The 17,814-nt window shown below is 68.3% G+C and carries 20 protein-coding genes; 16 read left to right on the top strand and 4 right to left on the bottom strand.

Features of this window, described 5'->3' with window-relative positions:
* The first annotated feature begins 33 nt into the window (after positions 1 to 33).
* The 3 genes from BLP95_RS06200 to BLP95_RS06210 all read left to right on the top strand — a co-directional run bounded on the left by BLP95_RS06200 (position 34) and on the right by BLP95_RS06210 (position 3,659).
* Positions 34 to 1,362 (top strand): MATE family efflux transporter, encoded by a 1,329-nt coding sequence (locus tag BLP95_RS06200; RefSeq protein WP_089677529.1) that lies wholly within the window; start codon positions 34 to 36, stop codon positions 1,360 to 1,362.
* 106 nt (positions 1,363 to 1,468) lie between these two features.
* Positions 1,469 to 3,121 (top strand): nitrite/sulfite reductase, encoded by a 1,653-nt coding sequence (locus BLP95_RS06205; RefSeq protein ID WP_089677530.1) that lies wholly within the window; start codon positions 1,469 to 1,471, stop codon positions 3,119 to 3,121.
* Complete coding sequence (locus tag BLP95_RS06210) at positions 3,114 to 3,659, top strand: DUF934 domain-containing protein (RefSeq protein ID WP_089677531.1); 546 nt, start codon at positions 3,114 to 3,116, stop codon at positions 3,657 to 3,659. Before BLP95_RS06205 ends, BLP95_RS06210 begins: the two co-directional genes overlap by 8 nt.
* A 201-nt stretch (positions 3,660 to 3,860) precedes the next feature.
* On the opposite strand, the gene smrA is transcribed toward BLP95_RS06210, so the two are convergent.
* Positions 3,861 to 4,454 (bottom strand): DNA endonuclease SmrA, encoded by a 594-nt coding sequence (smrA, locus tag BLP95_RS06215; protein WP_089677532.1) that lies wholly within the window; start codon positions 4,452 to 4,454, stop codon positions 3,861 to 3,863.
* Positions 4,455 to 4,560: 106 nt separating this feature from the next.
* Between smrA and BLP95_RS06220 the strand changes: the two genes are divergently transcribed.
* From BLP95_RS06220 to BLP95_RS06245, 6 genes are all read left to right on the top strand, one after another.
* Positions 4,561 to 5,004, top strand: a complete 444-nt coding sequence (locus BLP95_RS06220; RefSeq protein ID WP_089677533.1) for a gamma-glutamylcyclotransferase family protein — start codon at positions 4,561 to 4,563, stop codon at positions 5,002 to 5,004.
* Between the two features lie 66 nt (positions 5,005 to 5,070).
* Positions 5,071 to 5,418 carry an arsenate reductase (glutaredoxin) gene (gene arsC, locus BLP95_RS06225; protein ID WP_089677534.1) on the top strand — a complete coding sequence of 116 codons (348 nt, stop codon included), beginning with the start codon at positions 5,071 to 5,073 and terminating at the stop codon, positions 5,416 to 5,418.
* Positions 5,419 to 5,452: 34 nt separating this feature from the next.
* Positions 5,453 to 6,076, top strand: a complete 624-nt coding sequence (wrbA, locus tag BLP95_RS06230) for an NAD(P)H:quinone oxidoreductase (RefSeq protein WP_089677535.1) — start codon at positions 5,453 to 5,455, stop codon at positions 6,074 to 6,076.
* Positions 6,073 to 6,477 (top strand): DUF2069 domain-containing protein, encoded by a 405-nt coding sequence (locus BLP95_RS06235; protein WP_089677536.1) that lies wholly within the window; start codon positions 6,073 to 6,075, stop codon positions 6,475 to 6,477. The genes wrbA and BLP95_RS06235 overlap by 4 nt, the downstream gene beginning before the upstream one ends.
* A gap of 145 nt (positions 6,478 to 6,622) precedes the next feature.
* The gene (locus BLP95_RS06240) at positions 6,623 to 7,843 is read left to right on the top strand and encodes an RNA-guided endonuclease InsQ/TnpB family protein (RefSeq protein WP_089677537.1); all 1,221 of its coding nucleotides are present in this window, start codon (positions 6,623 to 6,625) and stop codon (positions 7,841 to 7,843) included.
* Between the two features lie 114 nt (positions 7,844 to 7,957).
* The gene (locus BLP95_RS06245) at positions 7,958 to 8,431 is read left to right on the top strand and encodes a c-type cytochrome (RefSeq protein ID WP_089677538.1); all 474 of its coding nucleotides are present in this window, start codon (positions 7,958 to 7,960) and stop codon (positions 8,429 to 8,431) included.
* A gap of 71 nt (positions 8,432 to 8,502) precedes the next feature.
* Here BLP95_RS06245 and BLP95_RS06250 read toward each other — a convergent pair whose 3' ends face one another.
* The gene (locus BLP95_RS06250; RefSeq protein ID WP_089677539.1) at positions 8,503 to 9,186 is read right to left on the bottom strand and encodes a cytochrome b/b6 domain-containing protein; all 684 of its coding nucleotides are present in this window, start codon (positions 9,184 to 9,186) and stop codon (positions 8,503 to 8,505) included.
* A gap of 121 nt (positions 9,187 to 9,307) precedes the next feature.
* On the opposite strand from BLP95_RS06250, the gene BLP95_RS06255 reads away from it, so the two are divergent.
* The 3 genes from BLP95_RS06255 to pdxH all read left to right on the top strand — a co-directional run bounded on the left by BLP95_RS06255 (position 9,308) and on the right by pdxH (position 11,108).
* Complete coding sequence (locus tag BLP95_RS06255; protein ID WP_245678696.1) at positions 9,308 to 10,003, top strand: AzlC family ABC transporter permease; 696 nt, start codon at positions 9,308 to 9,310, stop codon at positions 10,001 to 10,003.
* On the top strand, positions 10,000 to 10,347 hold the full coding sequence (locus BLP95_RS06260; protein ID WP_089677540.1) for a branched-chain amino acid transporter permease: 348 nt from the start codon (positions 10,000 to 10,002) through the stop codon (positions 10,345 to 10,347). The genes BLP95_RS06255 and BLP95_RS06260 overlap by 4 nt, the downstream gene beginning before the upstream one ends.
* Before the next feature lie 119 nt (positions 10,348 to 10,466).
* On the top strand, positions 10,467 to 11,108 hold the full coding sequence (gene pdxH, locus BLP95_RS06265) for a pyridoxamine 5'-phosphate oxidase (RefSeq protein WP_089677541.1): 642 nt from the start codon (positions 10,467 to 10,469) through the stop codon (positions 11,106 to 11,108).
* An 82-nt stretch (positions 11,109 to 11,190) separates the two neighbouring features.
* Here the strand turns inward: pdxH and BLP95_RS06270 are convergent, their stop codons facing one another.
* Positions 11,191 to 13,938 carry a bifunctional acetate--CoA ligase family protein/GNAT family N-acetyltransferase gene (locus tag BLP95_RS06270; protein ID WP_089677542.1) on the bottom strand — a complete coding sequence of 916 codons (2,748 nt, stop codon included), beginning with the start codon at positions 13,936 to 13,938 and terminating at the stop codon, positions 11,191 to 11,193.
* A gap of 113 nt (positions 13,939 to 14,051) precedes the next feature.
* Between BLP95_RS06270 and BLP95_RS06275 the strand changes: the two genes are divergently transcribed.
* Together BLP95_RS06275 and BLP95_RS06280 are read left to right on the top strand one after the other, a co-directional pair.
* Positions 14,052 to 14,996, top strand: a complete 945-nt coding sequence (locus BLP95_RS06275) for a histone deacetylase family protein (protein ID WP_089677543.1) — start codon at positions 14,052 to 14,054, stop codon at positions 14,994 to 14,996.
* 165 nt (positions 14,997 to 15,161) lie between these two features.
* Positions 15,162 to 15,794, top strand: a complete 633-nt coding sequence (locus BLP95_RS06280) for a helix-turn-helix domain-containing protein (RefSeq protein ID WP_089677544.1) — start codon at positions 15,162 to 15,164, stop codon at positions 15,792 to 15,794.
* Here the strand turns inward: BLP95_RS06280 and BLP95_RS06285 are convergent, their stop codons facing one another.
* Positions 15,795 to 16,646 carry a formate dehydrogenase accessory sulfurtransferase FdhD gene (locus BLP95_RS06285; RefSeq protein ID WP_089677545.1) on the bottom strand — a complete coding sequence of 284 codons (852 nt, stop codon included), beginning with the start codon at positions 16,644 to 16,646 and terminating at the stop codon, positions 15,795 to 15,797.
* A 92-nt stretch (positions 16,647 to 16,738) separates the two neighbouring features.
* Here BLP95_RS06285 and BLP95_RS06290 point away from each other — a divergent pair, with 92 nt between their 5' ends.
* Both BLP95_RS06290 and BLP95_RS06295 read left to right on the top strand, forming a co-directional pair.
* Positions 16,739 to 17,170 (top strand): DUF3305 domain-containing protein, encoded by a 432-nt coding sequence (locus BLP95_RS06290; protein ID WP_089677546.1) that lies wholly within the window; start codon positions 16,739 to 16,741, stop codon positions 17,168 to 17,170.
* Positions 17,167 to 17,778 (top strand): DUF3306 domain-containing protein, encoded by a 612-nt coding sequence (locus BLP95_RS06295; protein WP_089677547.1) that lies wholly within the window; start codon positions 17,167 to 17,169, stop codon positions 17,776 to 17,778. Before BLP95_RS06290 ends, BLP95_RS06295 begins: the two co-directional genes overlap by 4 nt.
* The last annotated feature ends 36 nt before the right edge of the window (positions 17,779 to 17,814 follow it).

Here is a 17,814-nt window from a genome sequence, read left to right on the forward strand (position 1 = left end):
TCGGCCCGCCCTCTTTCCCTGTCGCGGATCGCCATGCTGCCCCCATCATCACGCCGTCGTACCATCCTGCGTCTCGCCCTGCCGATCATCGCCGGCATGCTCTCCCAGAGCCTGATCAACCTGATCGATGCGGCCATGGTGGGCAGCCTGGGCGAGGTGCCCCTGGCCGGGGTCGGCATCGGCGGCTACCTGATGTTCATGGTCACCGCCCTGCTGTTCGGGCTCTCCTCCGGGGTCCAGGCCCAGACCGCCCGACGCCATGGGGAGGCGGCCTGGGAGCGGCGCGCCGTGCCCCTCAATGCGGGACTGGTGATCGCCGCGCTGCTTGCCCTGCCGATCACCCTGCTCTGCCTGTGGCAGGCCCCTGGCCTGGTGGCGCTGATCAACCAGGACCCCGCGGTCGGCGCCGAGGCCGTCGCCTACTTCCGCTGGCGGGTGCTCTCGCTGGTGGCGGTGGCGATGATCTTCTGCTTCCGCGGCTACTGGAACGGTATCCAGCAGACCGGCCTCTACCTGCGCATCATCCTGGCGATGCACGCCGTCAATGTGGCGGCGAGCCTGGGACTGATCTTCGGCTACCTGGGACTCCCCGCCATGGGCGCGGCCGGCGCCGGGGCCGGCACCACCCTGTCGCTGTACGCGGGACTGGCCCTCTGGGCGGCCGCCAGCCTGCGTCATGCCCGCCCCAGCGGCTTCCTTGCTGGGCTGCCGCGCCGCCTCACCTTCCTGACCACCCTGCGCCTGGCCGCCCCCCACTCCTTCCAGCAGCTGTGGTTCGCCGGCGGCTACGCGGTGCTGTTCTGGATCCTCGGCCAGGTGGGCACCGCCAGCGTGGCGGCGGGCCATGTGCTGGTGAACCTCTCGCTGCTGCTGATCCTGCCCGGCGTGGGGCTCGGCATGGCGGCGATGAGCCTGGTGGGCGAGGCCCTGGGGCGCGAGGCCCATGGCGACGCCCATCGCTGGGGCTGGGAGGTGGTCCACCTGGCCTGGCTGTGCCTGGCGGTGATCGCCCTGCCCATGGCGCTCTTTCCCGACGCCGTGCTGGGGCTCTTCCTACATGACCCCGCCCTGGTCGAGCTGGCGCGGCTGCCGCTGCGCCTCACCGCGCTGATGATCGTGCTCGACGCCGCCGCCCTGGTGCTGGCCCAGGCGCTGCTGGGCGCCGGTGCCAACCGTACCGTGATGACCGCCACCCTCTCGCTGCAGTGGCTACTGTTCCTGCCCCTGGCGTGGTGGGTCGGGGTCTGGCTGGACCAGGGGCTGGTGGGCATCTGGTGGGTGCAGCTGGGTTATCGCGCCCTCAACTCGCTGTGGTTCGCGGCGATCTGGCAGCGCCGGCGCTGGCAGCGGGTGATCGTGTAATTACTTTTTGTATAAAAACTATGAATATTTATTCTTTTAAATAATATCGCTCGCGGCATAAGGTACAGGGCCAGGATCCGCACCTTCACTGCAGCAGGATGGCCGAATGTATCGCTACGACGCTCATGACCAGACCCTCGTCAACGAACGCGTGGAACAGTTCCGCGACCAGATGGCGCGCTACCTGGCCGGTCGCCTGAGCGAGGAGGAGTTCCTGCCGCTACGGGTACAGAACGGCCTCTACGTGCAGCGCTACGCCCCCATGCTGCGCATCGCCATCCCCTACGGCATGCTGGCCGCCTACCAGTTGCGCAAGCTGGGCGACCTGGCGCGGGACTACGACCGTGGCTACGGCCACTTCACCACTCGCACCAACCTGCAGCTCAACTGGCCGAAGCTTGAGACGGTGCCGGACATGCTGGCGGAGCTCGCCAGCGTGCAGATGCACGCCATCCAGACCAGCGGCAACGACATCCGCAACACCACCACCGACCAGTTCGCCGGCGTCGCCGAGGACGAGGAGGTCGACCCGCGCCCCTGGTGCGAGCTGATCCGCCAGTGGTCCACCTTCCACCCCGAGTTCGCCTACCTGCCGCGCAAGTTCAAGATCGCGGTGACCGGCGCCGAGGAGGATCGTGCCGCCATCCAGGTGCACGATGTGGGCCTGCGCCTTTGGCGCGACGGTGACGGCGAGGTGCGGGTCAAGGTGCTGGCCGGCGGCGGCCTGGGTCGCACGCCGATGATCGGCGAGGTGGTGCGCGAGGACCTGCCCTGGCAACACCTGCTTACCTACCTCGAGGCGCTGGTGCGCGTCTACAACCAGTTCGGCCGCCGCGACAACAAGTTCAAGGCGCGCATCAAGATCCTGGTCAAGGCGCTGGGCATCGAGGAGTTCCGCCGCCGCGTCGACGAGGAGTGGGCCCACCTCAAGGAGGGGCCCCAGACCCTGACCCGGGAGAGCGTCGAGCGGGTGGCGGCCCACTTCGTCGACCCCGAGCGGCGCCCGGTGGCCGAGGAGGCCATCGCCCGCGTCGAGGCGCTGCGCGGCGAGAATCGCGCCTTCGGCCGCTTCATGACCAACAACGTCCAGGGCCACAAGGTGCCGGGCTACAAGGCGGTAACCCTGTCGCTCAAGCGGCATGGCCACTCCCCCGGCGACGTCACCGCCGAGCAGATGCACCAGGTGGCCGACCTCGCCGACGAGTTCAGCTTCGGCGAGCTACGCGTCACCCACGAGCAGAACCTGGTGCTCTCCGACGTGCCCATGGATCGCCTGGAGGAACTCTGGCAGCGCCTGGAGGCACTGGGCATGGCCAATCCCACGGTGGGCACCCTGGCCGACCTGATCTGCTGCCCGGGGGGCGACTACTGCGCCCTGGCCAACGCCAAGTCCATCCCGGTGGCCCAGGCGATCCAGGAGCGCTTCGAGGATCTCGATTTCCTCTACGACCTGGGCCCGCTGGACCTCAACATCTCGGGCTGCATGAACGCCTGCGGCCACCACCACGTCGGCCACATCGGCATCCTTGGCGTCGACAAGAAGGGCGAGGAGTGGTACCAGGTCTCGCTCGGCGGTGCCCAGGGCAACGCTGCCTCGCTGGGCAAGATCCTCGGCCCCTCCTTCAGCCGTGATGCCGTCCCCGACGTCATCGACACCCTGCTCAAGGTCTACGTCGGCGAGCGCCATGACGGCGAGACCTTCCTCGACACCTACCGTCGCATCGGCCTCAAGCCCTTCAAGGAGCGCGTCTATGCCTGATCAGCCCCTTCACGCCGTGACCACCGGCCCCTACCTCTTCCGCGGTGAACCCGCCGCGGATCGCTGGACCCTGGTGCGCGAGGGCGAGCCGCCGGCCGACGCGGCCGCCATCGTGCCTCTCGAGGAGTGGCGTGAGCGCCAGGACGATGCCGCTCGTGCTCCCTGGCTGGCCGCCGATACCGAGCTGACGCCGGCACTGGCGGCGGAGCTCGCCTCAGCACCGCTGATCGCCATCGACTTCCCCAAGTTCACCGACGGGCGCGGCTACAGCCTGGCGCGCCTGCTGCGGGAGCGCCACGGTTACCGCGGCGAGATCCGCGCCGTAGGCGATGTGCTGGTGGATCAGCTCCACTTCATGACCCGCTGCGGCTTCGATGGCCTGGCGCTGCGCGAAGACCAGTGGCTGGAGGACGCCCTGCGTAACCTGCGGGTCTTCAGCCGCGCCTACCAGCCGGCGGTGGACCAGCCCGAGCCGCTGTTCCGCCTTCGCCAGCGCGAGCTGACCAAGCGCCGCGAGGCGGCCCCCGCCTTCGCCTGAGCCTGAGCCAACCGTTGCTGTTTCGACATCGAATAGAACATCGAGGGACGCCGGGGACAGGCCTGAAGGGGGTCCTACGCCAGGGATGGCGTCGGTAGCGCCCAGGGAGGGGTTCACAGCGCCCCCGCACAGGTATGTCACCGGGTAAGCCCCGGGGCATTTCCGACCTCGGTGGCAGGGAGGGTAGGTACCAGGGTTGGCTCACCCCCGCCGCTTCTGCTGGCGTTCGCGGTTGGCGGCCTTGGCCCGCTCGCTCTTGCGCAGCATCACCCAGGTGGCACCCAGGCCGCCGTCGGCGGGCTGCGCCGAGACATAGGCCTGCACCTCGGGGAACTCGCGCAGCCACTTGGCCAGGTAGGAGCGCAGCACGTTGGGCGCCCCGTCGATGGCCTGGCTGCGGCCATGCACGATCAGCACCGAGCGCAGGTCGTGGGCGTAGGCCTCGTGAATGAAGGGCGGCAGGCTGCGCCGGCACTCCTCCAGCGGGCGACGCAGCAGATGCAGTCGGGCCTGGGCGGCATAGCCGCCATGGCGCAGCCGATCCACCACGCCCTCCTGGATACCGTCGCGGCGATACTCGAGCGGGTCGAAGGGCGGCACCAGGTCGACGAAGTCGTCGGAGAGGAAGCCGTGGCCCTCGAGCTCGGCCTCGGCGCTCTCGCGGCGGGCCAGCTGGGCCTCGCTGGGCGAACGCGCGCCCCGCCCGGTATCGGCGCGCCCCCGCCCCCGGGTCAGCGGCTGCACATCCCCCATCAGCGCCTGGAAATCGAGGTCGTCGCGTGCCGACTGGTTCATGGCTCAACCCTCCGTCGTCATGGGGACTTCCATCCTAGCAGAGCGCCGAGGCGGACAGCGACGCCCACGCATGGCAGGATGGTCCCACCACGACCGCGAGACGCCCATGCGACCCCGACACCTGGTGATCACCACCCTGATCGGCGCCCCGCTGGCCCTGGCGGGCTGGCTGTGGCTGACCATGCTCAGCCCCTTCACCTACGAGCGCCCCGACCACCTGGCGCCTATCAACGACGGCCCCCACGAGGTCTTCGTCTACGGCACCCTGCGTGTCCCTGCCATCCGCTGGGTGGTGCTGGGGGAGCGGGTCGACACCCGGCCGGCGACCCTCTCTGGCTGGCGACGCACCGGGCTCGACCTCGAGCCGGCACCCGGGGAGCGTGTCGAGGGCGAGGTGCTGACCGTCGATGCCGAGGCGCTGCGCCGGCTGGATCGCTACGAACGCCTGGGCATCCGCTACGAGCGGGTGCGCCTCCCCCTGGACGACGGCGGCGAGGCCTGGGTCTATCGCCGCCTGCCCGAGGCAGAGGGTGCCGTGCTCTCGTCGTGAGCGGCGGGACGCGGCTTGCTACACTGTGCCGGTCATTCATACCGGCCCCGTCGACAAGGAGTCCCCATGCCCGCCATCACCCTGCTGCACAATCCCCGCTGCTCCAAGTCGCGCGAGGCACTGGCCCTGCTCGAGGCGCGCGGTATCGAGGTCGCGGTACGCCGCTACCTGGACGAGCCCCTCGACGAGGCGGAGCTCCGCGCCCTGATCGGTCGCCTAGAGGGCGACATAGCGGGCCTGGTGCGTCGCAAGGAGGCCGAGTGGAAGGCCCTCGACGCGGACACCAATGACCCCGAGCAGGTGATCCGGGCGATACTCGACCACCCCAGGATCATGGAGCGGCCGATCGCCGACGATGGCAGCCGCGCCGTGATCGGCCGCCCTCCCGAGGCGATCCTCACGCTGCTGGCGTGACCCCCTTTTTCCCTTCCTGCCATCAGGAGCATCGATGAGCGCTTCCCTGCCCTATGTGCTGATCCTCTACTACTCCCGCCACGGCGCCACCTGTGCCATGGCCGAGCGCCTCGCCGCCGGCGTCGAGTCGGTGCGCGGCGTCGAGGCGCGGCTGCGCACCGTGCCGCCGGTCTCGCCCACCTGCGAGGCGGTGGATCCCGAGATCCCCGAAGAGGGCGCGATCTACGCCAGTCTCGACGACCTGCGTCACTGCGCCGGCCTGGCCATCGGCAGCCCGACCCGCTTCGGCAACATGGCCGCCCCTCTCAAGCACTTCCTCGACGGCACCAGCGAGCTGTGGCTGGGCGGCGCCTTGATCGACAGGCCCGCCACCGCCTTCACCTCCACCTCGAGCCTGCACGGCGGCCAGGAGGCAACCCTGCTCACCATGCTGGTGCCGCTGCTGCACCACGGCATGGTCTACGCCGGCCTCCCCTACAGCGAGACCGAACTGATGGCGACCACCGGCGGGGGCACGCCCTACGGAGCCAGCCACCTGGCCGGGAAGCGCAGCGACCGCCCGCTGGACGACGAGGAGCGCAGCCTGGCCCATGCCCAGGGCAGGCGACTGGCGCGTCTCGCCCTGGCCCTGGCCGCCATGCGCGAGGAGAGCGCATGAGGGCCTGGCTGGAACGACTCGAGAACGAGCGCGGCCTGGATCACCTGACCGCGAAGATGCGCCGGCTGGTGCTGGGCAGCTACGGGGTACTGATGGCGCTGATGGTCTACCGCGGGCTGCAGATCGAGGGCGACAGCGGTCCGCTGATCCCTATCGTCGCCTTCGTGCTTCCCCTGGTGCTCTTCCTGCCCTCACTCATTGGCAGGCGCCCCCGCGGCCACGCCTGGCTGGCCTTCGTCAGCCTGCTCTACTTCTCCCAGGGCGTGATGGTGGCGACCCTGCCCGGGCAGGGGCTGCGTGGCACTCTGGAGGCGCTGGTGTCGCTTTTCCTCTTCGCCGGCTGTACCGGTTATGCCCGCTTCCGTGCTCGCCAGCTGCGACAGATGGCCGAGGGCAACTGACACGCCGGGGTGCTAGGCTTAGGTTCGCTGGAAGAAGGCTTGACCAAAGTGCGCGGCATGCCCCGTACTTTTAGTGCGGGGAAGGATAGCGCGGGCGCCGCAGGCGCCCTATAATGCTGGACATACAGACAGTTAATGGTGCTTTGTGAAACGCCTCCAAGCCTTCAAATACGAACTGATGCCCAATGGGGAGCAGGTGCGCAAGATGCGCCAGTTCGCCGGCATGGCACGATTCGTGTTCAATCGAGGGCTGGCGCTACAGAAAGAACGGTATGAGGTCGGTGAGAAGAAGCTGGGGTATGCGGCCCTGTGCAAGGAACTCACCGGCTGGCGCAACAGCGATGACACGCTGTGGCTCAAGGACGGCCCGATCCACCCCCTTCAGCAGTCGCTGAAGGATCTGGAGCGTGCCTACGCCAACTTCTTCGCCAAGCGGGCCGATTTTCCGCGCTTCAAGAAGAAGGGGCTCCGCGACAGCTTCCGCTATCCCGATCCGAAACAGATCAAGCTCGACCAGGGCAATCGTCGGCTGTACCTGCCCAAGCTCGGCTGGTTGCGCTTCCGCAAGAGCCGCGAGGTACTGGGAGCGGTCAAGAACGTAACGGTCAGCCAGTCGGCGGGCCGATGGTTCGTGTCGATCCAGACCGAGCGGGAGGTCGCGGTGACGGCGCCGACTGGCGGTGCCGTGGGCATCGATATGGGCGTGGCGCGGTTCGCGACGCTCTCTGATGGCAGCTACCTGGCACCCCTCAACAGTTTCAGAAAGCACCAGGCGGCGCTGCGAAAGGCGCAGCAAGCCATGAGCCGCAAGGTCAAGTTCAGCAACAACTGGAAGAAGGCCAAGGTCCGCGTCCAGAAGGTTCAGTCTCGCATCGCCAATGTCCGGCGCGACACCCTGCACAAGGCTTCCGCCACGATCAGCCAAAACCACGCGCTCGTGGTGCTGGAAGACTTGCAGGTGGGCAACATGTCGCGCTCAGCCAGAGGCACTGTCGAGCAACCCGGCCGCCACATCCGTCAGAAGTCCGGTCTCAACCGCTCGATCCTCGACCAGGGCTGGTTCGAGTTTCGCCGCCAGCTCGACTACAAGCTGGCCTGGCGCGGGGCGCATCTGGTTGTTGTGCCACCGCACAACACCAGCCGGACCTGTCCCGAATGCGGCCATGTGGCCGCGGAGAACCGGCGCAGCCAGGAACGCTTCGCCTGCGTCGAATGTGGCTACCAGGCCAACGCCGATCATGTCGGCGCCATCAATGTGTTAAGGGCGGGGCACGCCCGGCTAGCCTGTGAAGTGAGTGGTGCGGTAAGGCCGCCAGCAGCAGGAACCCACCGAAGCGACTTGGGAGTGGCTCAATGCCGCGCCTGAGCGCCGTAGGAATCCCCTCCCTCAGCTTCCTGAGAAGCTGAGGGAGAGGAGGACGTCAACGGGATCAAGCCAACCATCGACACGCCGACGACAGACCGACGAAAGGAGTACGTGATGACCGTGACCCTGCGCCCCCTGCTCGCCCTGGGGCTCTCCGCCGCCCTGGCTCTGCCCTTTGCCACCCAGGCCGCCGAGCCCGACGAGGCCATCGAGTACCGCCAGTCCGCGCTGCGGGTGCTGGCCTGGCAGCTCGGCCCCATGGGGGCCATGGCCCAGGGCGAGATCGACTATGACGCCGAGGTGTTCGCCACCAAGGCCGCCAACCTGGCCGCGGCCGCCCCGCTGCCCTGGGAGGGGTTCATGGAGGGTACCCTGCGCGATGACGGCCACGGCGTGGAGACCGAGGCCCTGGCCAAGATCGGCGATGACTGGGAGGGCTTCCACGAGCGTCGCGACACCTTCATCGAGGAGGCCAACACCCTGGCGCAGATGGTCGATGACGGCGAGGAGTTCGCCGCCCTGCGCAAGCAGGTAGGCGCCGTGGCCAACAGCTGCAAGGGCTGCCACGACAACTACCGCGCCGAATAAGCGACGGCGTCGCCAGGCAGGACGGGGTGGCCACCGGCCACCCCGTCGTCGTCATGGCTGCCGCAACCGGGTCATGCCTGCCACAACCACACCACGGGCAGCAGGCTGATCCCCGCCAGCACCAGGGCAAGCCACAGGCTCGCCACCCGCCGCTGCGCACCTTCCTCGGGCTCGTCCCGAGGGAGCTCCTCCAGCGTCTTGCGGCCGCTGAACATGGCACCGACCAGTCGCTCACCCTTGAGGCGGTGCACCACCAGGGCCAGCAGGTGGCCGGCCACCAGCACGAGGATCAGGTTAGCGTTGAGGTGGTGGATCGACTGAATCAGCGAGGCGGTGTCGTCATCCACCCAGCCCTTCAGCGGCGCGTTGAAGAAGATGTCGTCGCTCATGAACAGCCCGCTTACCGCCTGCACGCTCAGCGACAGCAGCATCACCAGCACCATGGCGCCGCCCAGCGGGTTATGCCCGGCATAGGCCGGCGGGCGGCCGCGCCGCATCGCGCGAGCGTAGTCGAGCATGGTCCGCGGCGAGCGCAGGAAGCTGGCGAAGCGGGCATGGAAGCTGCCCACCAGCCCCCACAGCCAGCGAAACAGCAGCAGGCCCAGCAGCAGGTAGCCGGCGCGGGCATGGATGTCGGTGGGGAAGACGAAGGGGGCCCCCTCGGTCTTCATGGTGTAGAAGGAGAGCGCCACCAGCCCGACCAGGGCCCAGTGGAAGAGCCGAACCGGAATATCCCACACGAGCAGTCGTTTCATCCTGCCTCCCTGCGCTAGTCAGATGATCGTCGCGAGCATGGCTGCCAAGACGGTGATTCTGGCTTACCATGAAGGGCTCGGGGCGCCTCAATGCCCATCGACCCACAAGGAGTCTACCACCGTGTCATTGCCCCACGCCTGGAAGGAAGCCGGGCTGCTGACCCTCCCCGTGATGTTCGGTTATCTCCCCCTGGGGGCCGCCTACGGCATCCTCGCCATCGAGGTCGGCGTGCCGTGGTGGGCGGCGGTGCTGATGTCGCTGGTGATCTACGCCGGCGCCGGCCAGTTCCTGGCGGTGGCGCTGCTGGCCGCCGGCGCCGGGCTGGTGGAGCTGGCCGTGGCCACCCTGATGCTCAACTCGCGCCACCTCTTCTACGGGCTATCGCTGCTCAAGCGCTTCCAGGGCGCGGGATGGCGCAAGCCTTACCTGATCTTCGCCCTCACCGACGAGACCTACTCGCTGATCACCACCCTGCCCGCCGAACGCGCCGGCGACCAGGCCCTGGCCTTCCGGGTCACCCTGCTCAACCAGGGGTGGTGGGTGCTGGGCTCCATCGCCGGGGTGCTGATCGGCACCACCCTGGACTTCAACAGCCAGGGGATCGAGTTCGCCCTGACGGCGCTGTTCATCGTGCTGACCCTGGAGCAGGCACGACGCCTGCGCCAGGGGCTGCCCTTCGTCATCGCGCTCGCCACAGGGCTCGGTGCCCTGCTGCTGTTGCCCGACCGCCACCTGCTGCTGGGCGCGATCGGGGCGGCGACCCTGGTGCTTCTGCTGCACTTCCACCACACCCGCCGCCGGGAGGTGAGCGCATGAGCACTCCTTCCCTTCTGCTGTTCATCGCCGTCTGCGCCCTGGCCACCTTCGCCACCCGGGTGATCCCCTTCGTCGCCCTGGCCCGGCATGCCGACCACCCGTTGATCCTGCACCTGGGGCGCTACCTGCCCCCCGCGGTGATGATGATCCTGGTGATCTATGCGCTGCGCGACTTCCGCCCGCTGCTGGACGGCCGGCTCAATGCCGGAGCCGACGGCTGGCCGATGATCCTCGCCTCGCTGCTGGTGGTCGTCCTGCACCTGTGGCGCCGCAACGCCCTGCTCTCGATCATCGCCGGCACCGGCGCCTATATGGCGATGGTACAGCTCGGCTGGTGGGGCTGAGGCCCCGCGACACGGCCTAAGCTCAGCGTCAAAAAACCTGACGTCGATCATAAAGAGGTGTTGAGCTGCGGCGCCGGAGCGGCGACCATGCACAGTAATTTCCAGGAGAGCAATGGACGATGACACGCAAGATTGCCGATATTCGCCGTGACTACGAGGGCGGCCAGCTCGACGAGGCCCAGGTCACCGAGGATCCGATGCCGCTGTTCGAGGAGTGGCTGACCCTGGCGCTGGACAGTGAGGGGCTCGACGGCAACGCCATGACGCTGGCCACCGTCGACAGCCAGGGCCTGCCCCATGCGCGGGTAGTGCTGCTCAAGGGCGTCGACGAGCAGGGGTTCGTCTTCTACACCAACTACCACAGCCACAAGGGCAGCGAGCTGACCAACGTACCGCATGCCTCCCTGGTGTTCTGGTGGCCGTCGCTGTCGCGCCAGGTGCGCGTCGAGGGACGTGTCGAGCAGGTCAGCGACGAGGAGTCGGACAGCTACTTCGCCAGCCGACCGCGGGCCAGCCAGCTGGGCGCCTGGATCGCCACCCAGAGCGTGGTGATCCCCGATCGCACTTGGATCGAGGAGCGCCAGAGCCGCTTCGAGCAGGCCTACGAGGGCCAGGAGATCCCCCGTCCGGTGCACTGGGGCGGCTACCGGGTGCTGCCGGAGATGATCGAGTTCTGGCAGGGCCAGCCCAGCCGGCTCCACGACCGCATCCGCTATGAGCGCCGCGACGGCCACTGGCACCACTTCCGCCTGGCGCCCTGATCCCGCCCGGGGTACCCACACCACGACACAGGCCCCGCCGAGGCGGGGCCTGTGTCGTTCAGCCAGGGGCGCGGGCGCCCCGTCAGTCGGGCAGGCTCTCCAAGCGGTGACGCTGCCACTCGCTCTCGGGCTCGTTGAGCCGGAGCACCGCATCCACCACCTGCTCCTCCATGTTGTAGCGCTGCCTGAAGCCCAGGTGCTTCATCAGTGCGCGCATCGGGTGGTTGTCCACCATGATCTTGCCGATCATTTCCAGGGTGCCGATGCTGCGGCAGTAGTCGATCATCTTGTTCATCAGCAGGCTGCCGATCCCCAGCCCCTGGAGGTCGTCGCGGATGATGACCGAGAACTCGGTGCGGATGTTGTCGGGATCGTTCCAGACGCGCACCACCCCCAGCATCTCCTTGCCGCCGTCCTCCCGCAGGTGCTCGGCGATGAAGGCCATCTGCCGGTCGTAGTTGATATGGGAGAGGATCGAGAGGTCACGCTGGGTGAGGTCCGCCTTGTTGTGGAAGTAGCGGAAGCGGATGCTCTCCTCGGAGAGCTGCTCGTGGAAGCGGGTAATCAGCGGGGCATCCTCGGCGCGGATCGGGCGCACCTCCACCTCCCAGCCGTTCTTCAGGGTGACCCACTCGCGCAGCTCCTCCGGGTAGGGCAGGATGGCGAAGCGCGCCGGCTGGCCCAGGTCCATGGCGAAGTCCACCGCCACCATCTCGTCGCGGTTGAGCAGCAGCGGGTTGATCTCCAGCCCGCGCAACTCCACCAGGTCGCTTGCCATCTGCGACAGCTTGACCAGCAGCTGGCAGAGGCGGTCGATGTCGCGGTGGGGGTCGCCGGAGTGCTCGTGGATCAGCCGTGCGACGTGGGTGCGTTCCACCATGTCCTCGGCCAGGCGCATGTTGAGCGGCGGCAGCGCCACCTGGCGGTCGGCCAGGATATTGACCTTGTAGCCGCCGATACCGAACACGATGACGGGGCCGAACACGGGATCGCGGGTGATGCCGGCGCACACCTGCATCGAGTGCTTGCCCCGCTGCATCGGCTGCAGGCAGTACTCGCGCACTTCGAAGGCGGGGTACTTCTCCGCCACCTTGTCGCCGAGCAGGGTGACGCCCTCGGCCACCTGCTCGGGGGTACGCAGGTCCTGCAGCAGGCCGGCGGAGAGGCGATGCGGGTGCTTGCGGTAGCGGAAGGGGCGACAGTTGCCCTCGTGGATCACCTTGAGGGCCATGGCGCCCTCGAAGGCCGCGGCGGCCTCGGCACCCTCCTCCGGCGTCGCCACGTAGCGGCTGGGCGCCACGGCGATGCCATAGGCCTCGAGCACCCGCGCGGTCTCGGAGTGGGTCAGGGTCTCGCGCCCTTCCGCCTTGACCGTCTCGATCAGCTTGCGACAGCGGGCACGGATCTCCCGGGTGGTGGAGAACGGCAGGCTGGGCGGCGTCTCCTGGAGCAGCGCCTGGACCCGCTGGTAGTCCACCATGTGCATGAAGGCTTTGACCGCCTGCTCGGGGGAGACATAGGTGGGGATCCCGGCAAGGTTGCACTCGTGGCGGGCCGAGAAGGCCTCCTCCAGCCCCATGAAGCTGGTCAGCAGGTTGCGCCGGAAGCGCTTGCGGTTGGCCACCAGCGCCTGGGCAGTCACCTTGGAGGGGGCCAGCCGCGTCGGCGCATGCACCACCAGCACGGCATCCACGCCCGGGTCGGCGGCGACGATCTCCAGGGCGTCCACCAGCTTCTCCGGGGTGGCATTACCGCCCAGGTCCACCGGATTCTCGCCGGGCTTGCTCATGTCGAAGTTGCCGCGGTTCAGGGCGTCGCGGGTCTCCTCGCTGAAGTCGGCCAGCTTGCCGCCGGCGTGGATCAGCTTGTCGATGGCCAGCATCGCCGGCCCCAGGCCGTTGGAGACGATCGCCAGGCGGTCACCGCGCAGCGGCTTCATGCGCGACAGCGTCATCAGCGCGTCGAACAGTTCGTCGGAGTCGTGGACCCGCACCACACCGGCCCGCGAGAAGGCGGCGTCGAACACCTGGTCGCGGTTGGCGATGCCCGGGGTCGGCGGCAGACCAGTGAGGTCGGACTGCGGCGTGCGTCCGCTCTTGATCGCCAGCACCAGGCGGTTGCGAGAGGCGTCGCGCAGCGCGGTCATGAAGTGCTGGGCGTCCATCACCTTCTCCAGGTGCAGCAGGATCGCCTGGGTGGGGGAGTACTGGTTGATGTAGTCCAGCAAGTCGGGAAGCATCACGTCGACGCTGTCGCCCAGGGTGATCAGGTGCGAGAAGCCCACCCCGCGCCCTGCGGCCCAGTCGATCATCGCCGTGCCCAGCATCCCCGACTGGCCGAGGTAGGCGACCTTGCCGCGCTTGATGGTCTGGTTGGCGTAGGAGGCGTTGAGCCGCCTCCCGGGCACGATCAGCCCCATGCATTCCGGGCCCAGCACACGGATGCCGGAAGCCCTGGCGGCATCTAGCATGCGGCTGCGGATGGAGGCCTTGCCGTCGCGCGCCTCGTCGAGGTGCGAGCCGCCGGAGAGCACCAGGGCGGCACGACAGCCGAAGCTGCCCAGCCGGGCGATGCGCCCCGGCACCGTGGCGACGGGCGAGCAGATCACCGCCAGGTCCGGCACCTCGGGCAGCTGGGAGACCCGGGAGAAGGCCGCCTGGCCGTGCACGCTGTCGTAACCCTTTGGGTTCACCGCCCAGAGGGTGCCGGGGAACTCGCCCTCGAGCAGGTTGCGGATCACCATGCCGCCGAGCGAGTCCGACTTTTCCGAGGCGCCGATCACGGCGATGGTGCGAGGTTCGAAGAAGTGACGCAGGAAGCGGGTGCTCAAGGCGATCTCCCGGGATGCTGGCGTGAATGGGCTGCCTACTGTGTACGACCTATTGACACTGTCTGGCAAGGGCGGGGCCGACGTAAAGTGATGCCAGTCAGCACGGAGGCCCCATGATCACCGGTTATATCACTCATCCCGACTGTCACCTGCACCACATGGGGCCGGAGCACCCGGAGAGCCCACTGCGCCTGGAGGCGATCCGCGCTCGCCTGTCGCTCTCCGGCACCCTGCAGCAGACCATGCAGTCCGAGGCGCGCCCCGCGACCGAGGAGGAGCTGGCCCGCGTCCACCCCCTGCGCCACCTGCGCGCCCTGGACAAGTGTGTTCCCGAGGCGGGCATCATCACCCTGGACAGTGACACCATGATGAACCCGGACAGCCTCAGGGCCGCAAGGGTCGCGGCCGGGGCGGTGATCCGCGGGGTCGACCAGGTGTTCCGGCGGCAGGCCGACAACGTCTTCTGCGCGGTGCGCCCCCCCGGCCACCACGCCGAGGCCACCGACGCCATGGGTTTCTGCTTCTACAACAACGTCGCCGTGGGCGCCGCCCATGCCCGGGACAAGTACGGCGCCAGGCGCATCGCCATCCTCGACTTCGATGTCCACCAGTGCAACGGCACCATCGACATCTTCAAGGACGACCCCGAGGTGCTGGTGTGCACCAGTTTCCAGTTCCCCTTCTATCCCTGGCGCTACCTTCGCAGCGAGTGGCAGAACGTGGTCAACACCCCGCTCTCCGCCGGCACCGACAGCGCCGCCTTCCGCCAGGCGATCGAGGATGACTGGCTGCCCGCGCTGCACCGCTTCAAGCCCGAGCTGGTGCTCCTCTCCTCGGGCTTCGATGCCCACCGCGAGGACGAGATGGCCGAGCTCAACCTGGAGGACGAGGACTTCCACTGGGTCACCCACATGGCCCTGGAGATCGCCGAGCTCTACGCCGATGGCCGCCTGGTCTCGGTGCTGGAGGGGGGCTACCACCTGGAGTCGCTGGGGCGCTGCGTGGATGCCCATGTCAAGGCGCTGCTGGGGCTGCCCTTCGGCGACGGCGTTTCATGACCCCGGGAAACCTGGCCTTCAGACCGGTACCGAACCCGGCGCCCCAGGCACCACCGCCAGCACCGCAGGGCCGCGCCGGTTGATCATGGATCGGCAGCGAGGTGCTGCTGGCCGGCCGGCGTGTTAAGCTGCAGGAAACCTGTTTCCTATAGTGAACACGCCGCCATGACCGCCACCACCGATCAGGACGCCGCCCTGCGCATCGCCTCCGGGCGCAAGCCCTTCGTGGAGCCGCTGCGACTGGGCGAGCGCCTGCGCGAGATCCGCCTCGCCCACCAGTGGACCCTCGAGGACGTCAGCCAGCGCACCGGCCTCGCCCGCTCGACGCTGTCGAAGATCGAGAACGACCAGATCTCGCCGACCTTCACCGCAGTCCAGAAGCTGATCGCGGGACTCGGCATCGACCTGCCACAGCTGCTCTCACCGCCCCGCCAGCAGGCCCGCACAAACGGCCGGCGTGACCTCACCCGGCGCGGCCAGGGGGAGCTTCACCCCACGCCCACCTACGAGCACGAACTGCTCAGCTGCGAGCTGGCCCAGAAGCGCATGATCCCCTTCAAGACCATCGTGCGGGCACGGCGCTTCGAGGAGTTCAGCGAGTGGGTGCGCCATGACGGCGAGGAGTTCCTGATGGTGCTGGAGGGGGAGATCCTGCTCTACACCGAGTTCTACGAGCCGCTCCGGCTCGAGAGCGGCGACAGCATCTACTTCGACAGCGACATGGGCCACGCCCTGGTCTCCACCAGCCGCGAGGATGCCGTGGTGCTGTCGGTCTGTACCCGGGGCGAGGCGGCCTGATCAGGCCTTCTCGCGGCGTCGCTCCCCGGGACGGCGGGTCGGGATCGCGTCCAGGGTCAACCGTCCCTCGGCATGGATCGCCTGGAAGTGACGCCCCTTGGCCCGCGCCACCAGCATGACGCCGAAGCGCTCCGCCAGCTCGACCCCCTTCTGGGTCACCCCGGAGCGCGACACCAGCACCCCGATCCCCATCTGGGCCACCTTGATCACCATCTCCGAGGTGAGCCGGCCGGTGGTGTAGAAGATATCCGCCCCGCCGGTCTCGCTCTCGCCAAGCCACTGGCGCCCCGCCAGGGTATCCACGGCGTTGTGCCGCCCCACGTCCTCCACGAAGTCGAGCACCGTCTCCTGGCGGCACAGCGCACAGCCATGCACGGCGCCGGCGCTGCGATAGGTCTCGTTGTAGGCACCCAGGTTCTCCAGCAGCGCATAGAGCACCGACTGGCGCACCGGAGTATCGGGAAGGGCCTGGCGCGGCACCGCCTCGAGGAGTCGCCCGAACACCGTGCCCTGGCCGCAGCCGGTGGTCACGGTGCGATGCCCCAGGCGCTCCTCCAGGTCATCGGGCAAGTGGCGTGTTACCACCGCGGCCGCCTCCACCTCCCAGTCCACGTGGACCGCCTCGAGGTCCTCGAGACGAGAAAGCAGCCCCTGGTTGCGCAGGTAGCCCACCACCAGCGCCTCCGGGTCGGCACCCAGCGTCATCAGGGTGACGATCTCGCGCTTGTTGAGATAGAGGGTCAGTGGGCGTTCGGCGGCGATAGCCTGGCGTCGAGGGTCGCCGAATTCGTCGAGCACCTCGATCTCCAGGGTCGCGGGCAGGCGGGCACGGCTGAGGCTGATCGCTGGCATCCTGGCGGGCTCCTGTGCGGCGTTGATTGCGCAGCGGGGGGCTGCGGGGGTTGAATGGGCGTGTCGCAGTCATTCATGTCGAAGGCCTCATCATGTCACTCCCCGACAATCGCCGCACCCTCAGCCTGACCCTGGGCGAGGAGCGCACCCGCATCAAGGGCTTCGTCTCACGCCGCCCGGTCATTCGCGACTTGGTCCCCGGCGACGCCGGCCCCTGCTCCCTGACGCTGCAGCTCACCCTGACCGAGCGTGCCGCCTACCGCTTCAACCTCACCTCCGACCATCCGCGACTCTTCGTGCGCTGCGGCGATGCCGGCCAGGCCGCCGTGCCCTCGGCGATCACCGCCAGCCAGGACGTCGCCGCCAGCTGGATGGATGGCGAGCAGCAGGTGCTGGATGTGGCGATGCCGGTAGCCATCCAGGTCTGGATCGAAGGCTACCTCGCCCGCCACGGTGAGGCACCGGAAGAGGGACGCAAGAAGAAGCGCAAGGGCGCGGGTCGCGCCCGGGAGCTGGCCCCATGAGCCGTTTCGAACGCTGGTCACGGCGCAAGCTCGGCCAGGAAGGCGACGAACCGGTCGAGGCGCTGCAGGAAGAGCTTCAGCAAGCGCGAGAGGCCGAGCGCCCCGCCGCCGACGCCTCTTCCACGGAGGCCGTCGACGCGGAGCCGGCTCCCGGCAGCCTCGACGCCACCCTGCCGGACCCCGACAGCCTGCCCGCGGATGCCGACTTCTCCGCCTACCTGGTCAAGGGGGTCAGTAGCCAGCTGCGCCGCCGCGCCCTGCGCCGACTGTGGTCCACCGGCGGCTACGGTCTGCGTGACGGCCTCGACGACTACGACGAGAACTACCGCGAGGCGCTCAAGCCCCTGGCCCGTGACCTCGCCGACCAGCTGCGCCGCTGGACCCGATCCGAGCCCGATAGCGATGACGCTCAGGTTCAGACCCAGGACGACCAGAAGCCGGCGGCCGCGGAACGAGACCAGCCCGCCGCACACGCCGACGACGAGTCTCGGGAGCGCGAGACCCGGGACGTCGCGTCGGCTTCCGCGACCGACGAGGAGGAGGCCCAGGCGTCGTGCCCCTTAGACCAAGGGAGTGTTGGACAAGAGGGAAAAACCGTAAAAGACTGATATATTATTCAAAGTTGCGCACAAGACAATACGACA

This window comes from Halomonas shengliensis, from assembly GCF_900104135.1.
In the GTDB taxonomy this organism is placed as follows: domain Bacteria; phylum Pseudomonadota; class Gammaproteobacteria; order Pseudomonadales; family Halomonadaceae; genus Halomonas; species Halomonas shengliensis.